This window comes from Arthrobacter sp. zg-Y769, assembly GCF_020907405.1.
In the GTDB taxonomy this organism is placed as follows: Bacteria; Actinomycetota; Actinomycetes; order Actinomycetales; family Micrococcaceae; genus Arthrobacter_B.
Genome location: NZ_JAJJOE010000003.1, coordinates 380,324 through 393,610 on the forward strand (window position 1 = coordinate 380,324; position 13,287 = coordinate 393,610).

Here is a 13,287-nt window from a genome sequence, read left to right on the forward strand (position 1 = left end):
CACTATGAGTTTCGATACCGACGCCGAGCCCCGGTCGACCTTCGGGTCCGCAGAGGCCATGTCGGCACCGCGGGCCACCCAGGACCGCATCGACATCCCGGACTTCGGTCCAGCGCTTGTTCCCAGTGGAGAGATCTCGCCGGAACGTTTCCTGGACCGGGAGATCAGCTGGCTGGACTTCAATGCCAGGGTCCTGGAACTGGCCGAAGATCCGGAGCTGTACCTGCTGGAACGGGTAAGTTTCCTGTCCATCTTCGCGTCCAACCTCGACGAGTTCTTTATGGTCCGGGTTGCCGGCCTCAAGCGCCGCATCGCCACCGGCCTCGCGGTTCCCTCCGCCGCCGGCCAGAGCCCGATTGAACAGCTCGAGGAAATCGTCGCCGCCGGCTACCAGCTGCAGCAGCGCCATGCGGACGTCTTCGCCCGGCAGATCCGGCCGGCCCTGGCCGAGGAGCAGATTTACCTGGTCAGCTGGGACGAGCTGGACGAAGCGGCAAAGGCGAGCCTGCACAAGCAGTTCGCGGCGAAGGTCTTCCCCATCCTGACTCCCCTCGCGGTGGACCCTGCCCATCCCTTCCCCTACATCTCCGGCCTTTCACTGAACCTGGCAGTGGTGGTGCGCAACCCCGTCAGCGGCAAGGAGTTCTTTGCGCGCGTCAAGGTTCCGGACCAGCTTCCCCGCCTGATCTCCGTGGACGGTCCCCGCGCCGGCAACGTCGCCGGCCGCACCGCCCGGTTCATTACGCTCGAAGACGTTATAGCCCAGCATCTGGACCAGCTCTTCCCCGGCATGGACGTTATTGAGCACTACACCTTCCGGGTGACCCGCGACGAAGACCTCGAGGTGGAAGAGGACGACGCCGAGAACCTCCTCCAGGCCCTGGAGAAGGAACTGCTGCGCCGCCGCTTCGGACCGCCCGTGCGCCTGGAAGTCACTCCGGAAATGAACCCGAACATCCGGGAGCTGCTCGAACGCGAACTGGGAGTGGAATCGGACGAGGTCTACGTCCTGCCCGCACCGCTGGATTTGCGCGGCCTGTCCGGGATCAGCCGGATCGACCGGCCGGACCTGCACTACCCGAAGCAGGTGCCGCACACCAACCGGCACCTGAAGGAATCCGAGACCTCCAAGCCGGCGAACGTGTTCGCCGCCATGCGCCGCCGGGACATCCTCCTGCACCACCCGTACGACTCCTTCTCCACGTCCACGCAGGCCTTCCTGGAGCAGGCTGCCGCCGATCCCCGGGTGCAGGCCATCAAGCAGACGCTGTACCGCACCTCCGGCGATTCACCCATTGTGGACGCGCTGATCGACGCCGCCGAGGCGGGCAAGCAGGTCCTCGCGCTGGTGGAAATCAAGGCCCGGTTCGACGAGCAGGCCAATATCTCCTGGGCCCGCAAGCTCGAGCAGGCCGGCGTGCACGTGGTGTACGGCATTGTGGGCCTGAAGACGCACTGCAAGCTGTCCCTGGTGGTCCGGCAGGAAGTGGACGGGCTGCGCCGTTACTGCCACATCGGCACCGGCAACTACCATCCGCGCACCGCCCGCTATTACGAGGACCTGGGGCTGCTGACCGCCAATGAACAGGTGGGCGAAGACCTCACGAAGCTGTTTAACCAGCTCTCCGGCTACGCTCCGAAGTCCACGTTCAAGCGCCTGCTTGTGGCACCGCGCTCGGTCCGGTCCGGCCTGATTGACCGGATTGAACGGGAGATCGCCAATAAGAAGGCCGGGCTGAACGCGCGGGTGATCATCAAGGTCAACTCCATGGTGGACGAGGCAATCATCGATTCCCTCTACCGTGCGTCCCAGGCCGGGGTGCAGGTGGACGTGATTGTCCGCGGCATCTGCTCCGTGCGCCCCGGTGTCCCCGGGCTGAGCGAGAACATCACCGTCCGCTCCGTGCTCGGCCGCTTCCTGGAACACTCCCGCGTGTTTGCGTTCGCCAACGGCGGGGATCCGGTGGTCTTCATCGGATCCGCGGACATGATGCACCGGAACCTGGACCGCCGGGTCGAAGCCCTGGTCCAGCTCGTGGCCCGCGACGACGTCGCCGACCTGATCGCCCTCATGGACCGCTACCTGGACCCGGGGACGGCCAGCTGGCACCTGGATCCGGAAGGTACCTGGACCCGCCACCACAAGGATGAGGAAGGCAACCCGCTGCTGGACGTGCAGTCCTGGCTGCTGGCATCCCGCTCCCGCCAGCGCTCGGTGGCCCGGCGCTGATGGAGGCAGTTCAGGCTCCGGCCCCCGCAGTGCGGCAGGACCCGCCGGTCAAGGTGGTCGCCGCGGGGGCCCTGTGCTGGCGGGTACGTGAGGGCAGACTCCAGGTCCTCATGATCCACCGCCCCCGGTATGACGACTGGTCCTGGCCCAAGGGCAAGCTGGATGACGGCGAAACCACTCCCGAATGCGCCGTGCGCGAGGTCCGGGAGGAAGTCGGGCTCCGGATCAGCCTGGGGATTCCGCTGCCGTCCACCGTCTATCCGGTCGCCTCGGGCATGAAGATGGTGCACTACTGGGCGTCCCACGTGGACTCGGACAAGGCACGGCCGGACGGCAAGGAAGTGGACGGGACGCGCTGGTGCAGCCCGGTAGAGGCAGCCGAAGCACTCACCAACCCCACGGACAAGCTGCCGCTGCAGGAACTGGTCCTCGCTTACGACGAGCAGCGCCTGCGGACCTGGCCGCTGATCGTGGTGCGGCATGCCAAGGCCAAGCCCCGTTCCGCGTGGACCCGCGCCGAGGGCGAACGGCCGCTGGTCGCCACGGGCCTGCGGCAGGCCATGGCCGTTTCGCGGCTGCTGGTTGCCTGGCGCCCCAAGCGGGTGGTCTCCAGCCCCTGGCTGCGCTGCGTGCAGACCGTCCGCCCGTACGTAAAGGCAGAGGGCGCCAAGTTCAAGACCGTTGATGCACTCACCGAGCACAATGCCAGGCGCAAGCCCGGCAAGGCCCGCAACGCCGTCGAGGGCCTGTTCGATAAGGCCAGGCCCGTGGCGGTCTGCACGCACCGGCCGGTGCTGCCCCTGGTCTTCGATGTGCTGGCCGCGCATATGCCGGCGGACATGGCTGCCGGGCTGCCGGCAAAGGATCCGTACCTGGCCCCCGGCGAGTCGGTTATCTGCCAGGTCAGCAGCGCAGATGAGGGCCGGATCGTTTCACTGGAAAAATACCGGGCCTTCGACGACTGACTGTGAAGCGGGCCGTTACTGCACGTGCACGGTCCCGGACACCCGGCCGGGTGCGTTTTTGCTAGCCTGGCCCCGCGACGGGGGACAGAAGGGGGACACCAAACATGACGGACACAACCAAACAGGCCGCGGCACCCGGGCCGGCCTACGGCTGGTACCTGGCCTCCGGCCTGGTGGTTGCGGCACTCGCCGGCACCGGAATGGTGCTCTACCCGGACCTGCCGGAGACCCTGCCCGTGCACTGGAACGGGGCAGGGAAAGCGGACAGTTTTGCGCATAAGTCCTTCTGGTCCGTCTTCTCGGTGCCGCTGATTACCGCGGCGCTGGTGCTGTTCCTGCTGGGTACTGCCGCCGTTACGCCGCGGGCGGCGGCGTCCGGGCACCTGCAGCCGGACGCCGGCCATGTGGCCCAGACCGCAAATATCCGGGCGACCCAGTTTTTCCTGGGGGCAACCACCTTTAGCCTGAGCCTGCTGCTCGCCTGGTTCGCCCTCCGCGGCTGGCTCCTGCCGCCGGACGGCAGCGTCTGGGAATTCGCGCTCCCTACGCTGGCCCTGATCCTGGCGATGGCCGGCACCGGGATGCTGGCCCTGCGCCGTTACCGCCGGGAAGTCTCGGCGGCGGGCATCGGGACAGGAACCTCCCTGCCGAAGGGCACGGACTCCTCCCCCGTTGCCGGCATGGCTGACCGCAGCCACTGGCGGGCCGGCATCTACATTAACCGGACAGATCCCCGCATCCTGGTCCCCAAACGGCTGGGGGCGGGCTGGACCGTGAATGCCGGGCGCCCTGCCGGCCTGGCCTTCTATCTCGTCATCCTGCTGATCAGCGCAGCCGCCCTTGTGGCGGGCATCGCACTCCCGCTGCTGGCACGCTGACCTGTTCTAGACTGGCGGGGTGAGTATTCCTACCCCCTATGAAGACCTGCTGCGCGATGTCATGGCCAACGGCACGCAGAAGTCGGACCGCACCGGCACCGGCACGCGGAGCGTGTTCGGCCGCCAGATGCGGTTTGACCTGAGCGAATCCTTCCCCCTGATCACCACCAAGCGGGTGCACTTCAAGTCCGTTGCCCTCGAGCTGCTCTGGTTCCTGCGCGGCGACTCCAACGTCCGCTGGCTGCAGGAGCAGGGCGTCAGCATCTGGGACGAATGGGCGGACGACGACGGCGAACTGGGCCCGGTCTACGGCGTCCAGTGGCGCTCCTGGCCCACCCCCGACGGCGGACACATCGACCAGATCGCGAAGCTGGTGGAAGGCATCCGGAACAACCCGGATTCCCGCCGCCACATCGTCACGGCCTGGAACCCGGCCGAGGTCGAGAACATGGCACTTCCGCCCTGCCACGCCCTCTTCCAGTTCTACGTGGCGGACGGAAAGCTGTCCTGCCAGCTGTACCAGCGTTCGGCGGACACCTTCCTCGGCGTTCCGTTCAACATCGCCTCCTACGCGCTCCTTACCCTGATGGTCGCCCAGCAGACCGGGCTGGAGCCCGGCGAATTCGTCTGGAGCGGCGGCGACGTCCACATTTACGACAACCATGTGGACCAGGTCCGCGAGCAGCTCAGCCGCGAGCCCTTCCCGTATCCCCAGCTGCGCATCCGCCGCACCCCGGAGAGCATTTTCGACTACACGCTCGAGGACTTCGAGGTCCTCAACTACCGGCACCACCCCGGCATCAAAGCGCCGATTGCCGTCTGAGAGGACCTGCATGAGCTCCCCAACCCCCAGCCCCACCCGCTACTTCCCCGTGGGCGGCCCTGCCCAGGAGGGCGAGGACCTGGAGCAGGTCCTCGCCAGGCGCGGCACGGTACCCGACGGCGAACCCCTCATCGGCCTGGTGTGGGCGCAGACCCTGAACGGCGTCATCGGGCGCGACGGCGGCATGCCGTGGCACCTGCCCGAGGACATGGCGCACTTCAAGGCGACGACGGCGGGGCACCCGGTGATCATGGGCCGCCGAACCTGGGAATCCTTCCCGGCCGCCTACCGTCCGCTGCCCGGGCGGACGAACATCGTAGTGTCCTCCAGTGCCGGACTGCGGGACGAGGCCGCGGGCGCCGTCGTCGTCGGCTCCCTCGAGGAGGCCCTGGCAACCGCCGGCGCCAGCCCCGGCAGCGGAGAGATCTGGATCATCGGCGGCGCACAGCTGTACGAAGCGGCCGTTCCCGTGGCCAACACCGCAGTGGTGACGGTCATTGACCTGGAAACCGAAGGCGACACCTTCGCCCCTGCCCTGGGGCCGGACTGGACCTTCACCGGCGTCAGCCCGGCCGCCGATTGGTACACGGCTGCGAACGGCACCCGGTACCGGATCGCCCTCTGGACACGGGACCCTGACGCAGCGGACCGTGACGCAGAGAACCAAGACGCCGCAGCACCGCTGGCCTAGAGTGGAAACCATGACTTCTTCCTCCATTCCCGCTTTTCCCAGTGCAGGTTTTGTTGGCTGGCGCGGCATGGTCGGCTCCGTGCTGATGCAGCGCATGCAGGACGAGGGCGACTTTGGCCTGGTCAACCCCGTATTCTTCTCCACCTCCAACGCCGGCGGTGCTGCGCCGGCCTTCGCGCCGGGCGCCGGACCGCTGCAGGATGCGTACGACGTCGACGCGCTGGCGAAGCTGCCGATCATCGTCACCGCCCAGGGCGGGGACTACACGGCGGAAATCTTCCCTAAGCTGCGCGGGGCAGGCTGGGACGGCATCTGGATCGATGCTGCCTCCACGCTGCGTATGAATGACGACGCGATCATCGTGCTGGACCCGGTGAACCGCGACGTGATCGACGCCGGCCTGGCCCGCGGCGTGAAGAACTTCGTGGGCGGGAACTGCACCGTGTCCTGCATGCTCATGGGGCTGGGCGGACTGTTCCGCAACGGCCTGGTGGAGTGGGGCACGTCCATGACCTACCAGGCGGCCTCCGGCGGCGGTGCCCGGCACATGCGTGAACTGCTGAACCAGTTCGGCGCGCTGAACGCCGCCGTGGCACCCAACCTCGCGGATCCGGCGTCGGCCATCCTGGAGATCGACCGTGCCGTCCTGGCCCAGCAGAGGAACCCGTCCATGGACTCCTCCCAGTTCGGCGTTCCGCTGGCCGGATCCGTCATCCCGTGGATCGACGCGGACCTGGGCAACGGCATGTCCAAGGAAGAGTGGAAGGGCGGCGCGGAAACCAACAAGATCCTGGGCCGCGGGGCTGACGGGCGGATTCCGTTCGACGGCCTGTGCGTCCGCATCGGTGCCATGCGTTCCCACTCGCAGGCCCTGACCCTGAAGCTCACGGAGGATCTCTCCGTGGCCGAGATTGAAAAGCTCATCGACGCGGACAACGAGTGGTCCAAGGTGGTCCCCAACACCAAGGAAGCGACCATGGCCGAGCTGACGCCGGTGGCGGTCACCGGAACGCTGGACATCCCCGTGGGCCGCATCCGCAAACTGGAAATGGGCCCGCAGTACGTCAGCGCCTTCACCATCGGCGACCAGCTGCTCTGGGGTGCCGCCGAACCGCTGCGCCGGATGCTGCGTATCGCCACGGGCAACCTCTGATTTTCGGTTCCCGTTCCGGGTCCGCTCCCGGCGTGGAGCGGACCCGGACTGCGTTAAACCGGGCGAACGCGCGGGCTGGACGAAACTGTCAGTGCCGGGTGGCATGTTGTCCGCATGGAGCAGCAAAGCGTGGATTCGATCCTTAACACCTTCTTCGCCTTCAGCTGTGCCGGCAAGCAGATCCCCACCCGGGCCCGTTATCTCCGTGTGGCCCTGCAGCTGCGGCGGTATCTGGAGGCCGAGGGGTCAGGCATCCTCTGCGCAGAGGACCGCGCACTGCTGGCGCTTGAGCGGTCGTTGGAGCCGGAGGCGGCCTTTTCCCGGCTGTTCGGGGCGCACGAGCTTGCCTATGCCCTCAGCGGTTTCCTCGAGCCGGAGTGGCTGCTGCCGGACCTGCAGGACCGGCGTACGCAGGTGGCCCTGACGCCGCGGCTTATCCAGTGGCTGTGCAACAGCTGCCTGCTGGACGCACGCCGGGACCGGCCGGCTATCCGGAGTGCGCGGGCAGCCGCCGCCGAGGCGAGGAAGGGACCCGCACGGAAGGGACCGGCTCCCGAGGGGCCGGCTCACAGTCCCGGCGGCTAACCCCTGCCGGGCCGGAGCCGGCTACAGTGCGCAGTTCACCAGCAGCGGCTCGGGGTGGAGGCGGATGCCGAAGGCCTTCTCCACGCCGGACGCTACCGCCCGGGCGATGACCAGCAGGTCTTCGGCGCTGGCTTCCCCGCGGTTGGTGACGGCCAGGGTGTGCTTGGTGGACAGCGAGGCCCGCCCTCCCGTGCCGTCCCCGGGTGCCAGCCCAAAGCCTTTGCGGAAGCCGGCATGGCTGATCAGCCAGGCCGCACTGAGCTTCACCTTGCCGGGGTCCGCCACCGGGTAGCGGGGAGCGTCGGCCGGAAGTGCGGCCGCCGTCGCCTCGTCAACAATGGGGTTCGTGAAGAAGGAACCGGTGCTGTAGGTGTCCGGGTCCGAGGCATCCAGGACCATGCCCTTGCCCGCCCGCAGCCGCAGGACCTCGCGGCGCACGTCCACGGCGTCGGCACGCTCGCCGATATCCACCCCCAGGGCCCGGGCGAGTTCCGCGTAGCGGACCGGGGCGCTGGTCGATCCCTTGGAGAGCGCAAACTCCACGGTCAGCACCACGTATCGGGGTGAGCCGTTGACCGTGCTGCGCTTGAGTACCGAATCCCGGTACCCGAACCCGAGGTCGGCGTTGGCGAATTCCACCACCGCACGCTCGGTGCGGTCCCAGGCCCGCACGGAGGTGATGGACTGCGACACGTCGGCGCCGTAGGCACCCACGTTCTGCACCGGCGTCGCCCCTGCCAGCCCCGGAATGCCGGACAGCGCCTCCAGGCCGGAGAAGCCCTCCGACAGCGTGTGAGCCACCAGTTCGTCCCACGGGTGCCCGGCCTCGGCACGCAGGACGGCGGTTCCGTCCCCAGCCTCCCGGATGTCCAGCCCGCGGCTGGCAATGTGGATGACGGCGCCGTCGAACCCTTCGTCGGAGATCAACAGGTTGGAACCGCCGCCGATGATCAGCAGGGGCTCCCCCGCTTCATCCGCGGCGCGGACGGCGATGATCAGTTCGTCTTCGGTTTCTGCTTCGAGGTAGCGGCGGGCAGGGCCGCCGACGCGTGCGGTGGTCAGGGATGCCAGCGGCATCCGGGTCAGAGCAGTCACCAGACCCGCACCACTGCCTGGGCCTTGACCAGCACCTTCTGGCCGTTGAACGTCACCGTGAGGTCCACGCGTGCGGTCGAGTTGTCCAGGTCGACGGCGCCGATTACGCCGGCCACCTCGACAACCGCGCCCGGGGCGCCGTCGACGTCCTCCACCAGAACGGGACGGGTGAAGCGCGTCTGGTAGTCGATCACCGCTCCCGGGTCTCCAATCCAGTCGCTCACCAGCTGGACGGCAGTACCCATGGTGAACATGCCGTGCGCAATGACGCCGGGCAGTTCCACCTCGCGGGCGAAGCGCTCGTTCCAGTGGATCGGGTTGAAGTCGCCGGAGGCGCCGGCGTAGCGGATCAGGTCGGCACGGTTGATTTCCAGCGCGGTGGAACCGATCTCGGTGCCCTTGGACAGTTCACTCAGTGCAATGGACATAGCGGTTACTGCCCCTCTCCGCGGACGAGGATGGATGAAAGGGTGGTGGCTACCTGTTCACCCTCGGTGGTGGAGATTTCCGCGCGGGTGGTGATCAGGGCGCCGTCGCCCATGGCCCGGACGGAGTCCACGTGCAGCTCGGCCACCAGTTCGTCTCCGGCCACGATGGGCCGGTGGTGGGTGAAGCGCTGATCGGCGTGGACCACCCGGGAGAAGTCGATGCCGGCATCGGGGTCGGCAACCAGCAGCGCGTCGGCCCGCTGGGCAACGATGATGGCGAAGGTGGGCGGGGCAACGAGGTCGGCGTAGCCCAGTTCCCGGGCACTGTCGACATCGAAGTGGGCCGGGTTGGTGGCCTTGACGGCCGCAGCAAATTCGCGGATCTTCTCGCGGCCCACGGAGTACGCGGCCCCTGCCGGGTAGGTGCGTCCCAGGAGCTGGGGGTTGATGCTCATTTGTTGCCCTCCATGCCCTTGATGCGGCGGCGGGTGTCCCTGGCGCGGACCACCATACCGCTCAGGTGCGTGCTCAGGCCCACCACAATCAGGGGAAGGGCAATGTACATCAGGACCTGGTTGTCCAGGACCGCTCCCAGAAGTACCAGCAGCACCCCGAGGCCGCTGAGCGCCAGTGCGCTCACGACAAGTTTCCGGTACAGGGGCGAGCCGGTTTCCCAAGGGGTATTTAGCATGTCTTCAGAATACAGGGGCGGGCGGGGCGGCCTAGAACAATGCGGCCTGCAGTGCCGGGACAGCAGTGCGGAAGGGACCGTACTGCAGCCGGCGGCCCTTCAGGCGGGACAGGTCGGCTGCGAACAGGGTTTCTTCGCCGTCCACCCGGACCAGGGCCGTTGCACCCAGCACGGCTTGGATGACCATGCCGTGCTCTCCGGACGCCGGGTCGCATGGATACAGTTCACACGGCGTTTCCAGCACGGTGGCGAACTGGGCCGGCGGTTCCCAGACTTCCTCGGCCGTCCGGAAGCCGGTAATCGCCAGGTCCGCCAGCATGGAACGCACGGAGTCCGCGGCCTCGGCGTTGCGGGCGTCCAGATCCGCAGCGGCCAGGGGCCGGGCCAGTGCGGCCGTTTTGGTTCCCGCCCGGACAGCCTGCTGCAGGCCGACCACGGATGTCACGGCGTCTTCGAGCACCCGCACCACCAGGCCGTCGCCCGCCCTTGCGACGTACCGGGCACGGACGGCCCCCTGCTCGATCAGGCGGAGCTGCTTGCGCCGGTCAGCGGCTGTACCTACCTTGGTGGATCCGTCGGCGAATGTGGCCACGTACAGCCAGTGCGGCTGCTCCAGGTAGCGCCGGAGCGCGTCGGGGATACTGTCCGCCCGGTGGCTGTTGTGGATTCCGCGCACCTCGTCCCGGATAAAGCAGCTGGTGCACTGATAACCGCGCTCGGCGGGGGCCTGGCCCGGACAGGGAGTGTGGGACTGGACGCCGTCGTTTACCTGCCAGGAACCAAGGCAGAATTTCCCGTTCCCGTCGGTGTCCGCCAGGACACGGAACCGCAGTTCGGTGCCTGGAGCGAGCCGCTGCTTTTCGGCCTGCCCGTTTGGAAGGTGCAGCGTCAGGTTGGGGCCGGCGGCATCCCAGGAGGTTCCCGAACACAGGTACCTGCCGGCGTCGGCGCGTGTTGCGGTACTCCCGGCTGCAGGCAAAGCGGACCTCCGGTTAACGCCAAAAGGGTGGGATAACGTTTTCACGTTACCCCACCCCTGGGCGGTGTTTCGGGAGGCGTCAGGCGTGCTGGCCCGCGTGTTCCCCTTCGGCGATTTCCTCAACGAGCTTGTCGTTGAACGCCGGCAGATCGTCCGGGTTGCGGCTGGTGACGAAACCCTGGTCCACCACTACTTCCTCGTCGGTCCAGTTGGCTCCGGCGTTCTTCAGGTCCGTCGCGAGCGTGTGATAGGAGGTCAGGTCGCGTCCCTTGACGACGCCGGCTTCGATCAGCAGCCACGGGCCGTGGCAGATGGAAGCCACCGGCTTGTGTGCCTCGAAGAAGGCGCGGGCAAACTGCTGGGCGTTTTTGTCCACGCGGAGGAAGTCCGCATTAACGACGCCGCCGGGCAGGACCAGCGCGTCGAAGTCGCTTGCATCGGCGTCGGCCACGTCCAGATCAACGGTGAAGGTCTCACCCTTGTCCATACCGTCGAACCCCTGGATGGTGCCCTTCTTCGGGGATACGAGGACCGGCTGTCCGCCGGCGTTCTTCACCGCTTCCCAGGGGCTGGTCAGCTCAATCTGCTCCACGCCGTCGGTGAGGAGGAAAGCTACCTTCTTGCCGGAAATGTCGTGCTCTGCCATGGAAAACTCCGTTCGTTTCGGCTGCGGCCGGACTACTCGCGGGCCGCCGCGATGCTTCTACGGTGTTGGTGCTTCGATCCGGGAACCTCGCGGTCCCGCTCTGCCCACCCTATGGAGAACCTGCGATGATAAGCAACCTTACGGAGGGCGGGATCGCCAGGGGTGCCCGTCGCAAACGCTTCCGGGACACGAAAAAACCCCCGGAATCACTTGGATTCCGGGGGTTTGTCCGTAGCGGTGGGGAGGCTCGATCTCCCGACCTCACGATTATGAGTCGTGCGCTCTAACCAACTGAGCTACACCGCCATAAATGAGTAAAGCCCGCCCTACACAGGCCTCTGCAAAACAAACAGCCTTAGCAACGCGGGCCCTCCCATTGAGAGCCCCGACCGGGAATCGATCCCGGGACCTCCATCTTACCAAGATGGCGCTCTACCACTGAGCTATCGGGGCAACGACATAAAACTCTACCAGCACTTTTCCGGAACATGAAATCGAAAAGGGGCGTTTGCGGCAAAGGTGATCAGTGACACTTTTTGCCGGTCCGACACGCGGCCCGGCAGGGCGTCAAAAGTAAGCTTCCGGGCGGTTAATCAGTATGCTTACACTACGAGAAAGCGAGGGCACGTGAGCATAGTGCCGAACCATGTCTCAGAGGGCCTCTTCCCGGGTGGAAGATACCGGCTCCTGAATCAGATCGGGGCAGGTGCCATGGGCACCGTCCACCGGGCCAAGGATGAGTTCCTGGGCCGAGACGTAGCGGTGAAGATCATCCGCCCGTCGGCCACCAGCGAGATGGACCTGCGGCGCAGCGACGCCGAGGCCAAGATCCTGGCGCGCCTGAACCACCATAGCCTCGTCACCCTGCTGGATGCCGGATCGGACACTTCCGACCCGGAATCGCCGCTGATCTACCTGGTCATGGAACTCGTCGACGGCCTGGACCTGCGCGAACGGCTGAAAGAGGGCACGCTGCCCCGGCGGCAGGCCGCACTGCTCGGCTATGACCTCGCCCTGGGCCTCGAGTACATCCACGAAAACGGCGTGGTGCACCGGGACGTCAAACCGGCGAACATCATGCTGTTCGACTACCGCAGCGCCGACGCCCGCATCCGCGCCAAGCTCACCGACTTCGGCGTTGCCCTCGTGGCCAACGATCCGCAGTCGCAGCACGGGACCTTCTCGGGCACAGCCGCCTTCATGAGCCCCGAACAGGCCCGCGGCGAACAGGCCGGGCCGTGGAGCGACGTCTATTCCCTCGGCCTGGTGCTGCTGCAGTGCCTCACCGGGAAACCCGCCTTCCCGGGCCCCGCATTGGAAAGTGCCCTGGCACGCCTCCTCCGGGACCCTGAGATCCCCGCAGAGCTCGGCACGGACTGGGAACCGCTCCTGCGCGCCATGACCGCACAGGACGCCGCAGAGCGTCCCAGCGCCCACGACGTCTCCCAGGTCCTCTATGACATGATCATCGCCGCACGCGGACGGCACCGGGTCGACCCGGGCCTGCTTCCCGAGGACGAGGCCCAGCGCATGGATGCGGTCCGCCGCTACGAGCTGCTGGACACTCCCCCGGACGGTGCCTTCGACCGCGTCACTGCCCTGGCGTCCCGCCTCTTCGACGTCCCCGTGGCAATCGTCAGCGTGGTGGACACCGACCGGATCTGGTTCAAGTCCCACCACGGCACGGACGCCGTCGAGATTGGCCGCGATCCCGGCCTGTGTGCCTCGGCGATCCTGCAGGACGGCGTGTATGTGGTCGACGACGCCCGGCATGACGCGAGGACGCTGGCCAACCCGCTGGTGGCCGGAGACTTCGGCCTGCAGTTCTACGCCGGCGTTCCGCTGCAGACCAGTGACGGGTTCAACCTGGGCACGTTCTGCATCCTGGACACGAAGCCACGCACCTTCTCCCCCGAAGACGAGGCAACACTCTCGGACCTGGCTGCCATTGTCATGAATGACCTGGAGATGCGCCTCGAGAGCCGCCGTGCAGGCGGGTCCGTGCAGTAGCCGGACGAGCAAACCGGACGGACAAATAAGAAGGGCGCCTCCCGCTTCGGGAGGCGCCCGTCGTAGTGTCCCGAACAGCGGGGGGGGGGCGTAGGGGACGGGGCCCCCGGGGG

Annotated in this window: 14 protein-coding genes and 2 tRNA genes; 8 read left to right on the plus strand and 8 right to left on the minus strand. The window is 67.0% G+C overall.

The genetic code is table 11. The features are described from left to right. Positions 1 to 4 precede the first annotated feature (4 nt). From LOC60_RS02105 to LOC60_RS02135, 7 genes are all read left to right on the plus strand, one after another. Positions 5 to 2,230, plus strand: coding sequence for an RNA degradosome polyphosphate kinase (locus LOC60_RS02105; protein ID WP_230021255.1), 2,226 nt, complete (start codon positions 5 to 7; stop codon positions 2,228 to 2,230). Beyond that, positions 2,230 to 3,195, plus strand: coding sequence for an NUDIX hydrolase (locus tag LOC60_RS02110; protein WP_230021258.1), 966 nt, complete (start codon positions 2,230 to 2,232; stop codon positions 3,193 to 3,195). Before LOC60_RS02105 ends, LOC60_RS02110 begins: the two co-directional genes overlap by 1 nt. Positions 3,196 to 3,299: 104 nt before the next feature. Next, positions 3,300 to 4,073, plus strand: a complete 774-nt coding sequence (locus LOC60_RS02115; RefSeq protein ID WP_230021261.1) for a DUF1648 domain-containing protein — start codon at positions 3,300 to 3,302, stop codon at positions 4,071 to 4,073. A 19-nt stretch (positions 4,074 to 4,092) separates the two neighbouring features. Beyond that, positions 4,093 to 4,896, plus strand: coding sequence for a thymidylate synthase (locus tag LOC60_RS02120; RefSeq protein WP_331460765.1), 804 nt, complete (start codon positions 4,093 to 4,095; stop codon positions 4,894 to 4,896). Between the two features lie 10 nt (positions 4,897 to 4,906). Continuing rightward, a complete protein-coding gene (locus LOC60_RS02125; RefSeq protein WP_230021264.1) occupies positions 4,907 to 5,587 on the plus strand; it encodes a dihydrofolate reductase in 681 nt (226 codons plus the stop codon). A 10-nt stretch (positions 5,588 to 5,597) separates the two neighbouring features. Then, on the plus strand, positions 5,598 to 6,740 hold the full coding sequence (gene asd, locus LOC60_RS02130) for an aspartate-semialdehyde dehydrogenase (protein WP_230021267.1): 1,143 nt from the start codon (positions 5,598 to 5,600) through the stop codon (positions 6,738 to 6,740). A gap of 114 nt (positions 6,741 to 6,854) precedes the next feature. Next, positions 6,855 to 7,325, plus strand: coding sequence for a hypothetical protein (locus LOC60_RS02135; protein ID WP_230021276.1), 471 nt, complete (start codon positions 6,855 to 6,857; stop codon positions 7,323 to 7,325). Between the two features lie 21 nt (positions 7,326 to 7,346). Here LOC60_RS02135 and LOC60_RS02140 read toward each other — a convergent pair whose 3' ends face one another. From LOC60_RS02140 to LOC60_RS02175, 8 genes are all read right to left on the minus strand, one after another. Continuing rightward, positions 7,347 to 8,411, minus strand: a complete 1,065-nt coding sequence (locus LOC60_RS02140) for a UDP-N-acetylmuramate dehydrogenase (RefSeq protein WP_230021377.1) — start codon at positions 8,409 to 8,411, stop codon at positions 7,347 to 7,349. Between the two features lie 5 nt (positions 8,412 to 8,416). Continuing rightward, on the minus strand, positions 8,417 to 8,848 hold the full coding sequence (locus LOC60_RS02145; RefSeq protein WP_230021284.1) for a MaoC family dehydratase: 432 nt from the start codon (positions 8,846 to 8,848) through the stop codon (positions 8,417 to 8,419). A 5-nt stretch (positions 8,849 to 8,853) separates the two neighbouring features. After that, positions 8,854 to 9,303, minus strand: a complete 450-nt coding sequence (locus tag LOC60_RS02150; protein ID WP_230021286.1) for an FAS1-like dehydratase domain-containing protein — start codon at positions 9,301 to 9,303, stop codon at positions 8,854 to 8,856. Beyond that, positions 9,300 to 9,539, minus strand: coding sequence for a hypothetical protein (locus LOC60_RS02155; RefSeq protein ID WP_230021288.1), 240 nt, complete (start codon positions 9,537 to 9,539; stop codon positions 9,300 to 9,302). The genes LOC60_RS02150 and LOC60_RS02155 overlap by 4 nt, the downstream gene beginning before the upstream one ends. A gap of 31 nt (positions 9,540 to 9,570) precedes the next feature. Then, complete coding sequence (locus tag LOC60_RS02160; RefSeq protein WP_230021289.1) at positions 9,571 to 10,518, minus strand: DUF2797 domain-containing protein; 948 nt, start codon at positions 10,516 to 10,518, stop codon at positions 9,571 to 9,573. A gap of 79 nt (positions 10,519 to 10,597) precedes the next feature. Further along, the gene (locus LOC60_RS02165) at positions 10,598 to 11,164 is read right to left on the minus strand and encodes a type 1 glutamine amidotransferase domain-containing protein (protein WP_230021291.1); all 567 of its coding nucleotides are present in this window, start codon (positions 11,162 to 11,164) and stop codon (positions 10,598 to 10,600) included. Between the two features lie 232 nt (positions 11,165 to 11,396). After that, positions 11,397 to 11,470 (minus strand) — tRNA-Met (locus LOC60_RS02170). Positions 11,471 to 11,545: 75 nt separating this feature from the next. Continuing rightward, positions 11,546 to 11,617, minus strand: a tRNA-Thr gene (locus LOC60_RS02175). 174 nt (positions 11,618 to 11,791) lie between these two features. Between LOC60_RS02175 and LOC60_RS02180 the strand changes: the two genes are divergently transcribed. Next, positions 11,792 to 13,174 carry a protein kinase domain-containing protein gene (locus tag LOC60_RS02180; protein WP_230021299.1) on the plus strand — a complete coding sequence of 461 codons (1,383 nt, stop codon included), beginning with the start codon at positions 11,792 to 11,794 and terminating at the stop codon, positions 13,172 to 13,174. The last annotated feature ends 113 nt before the right edge of the window (positions 13,175 to 13,287 follow it).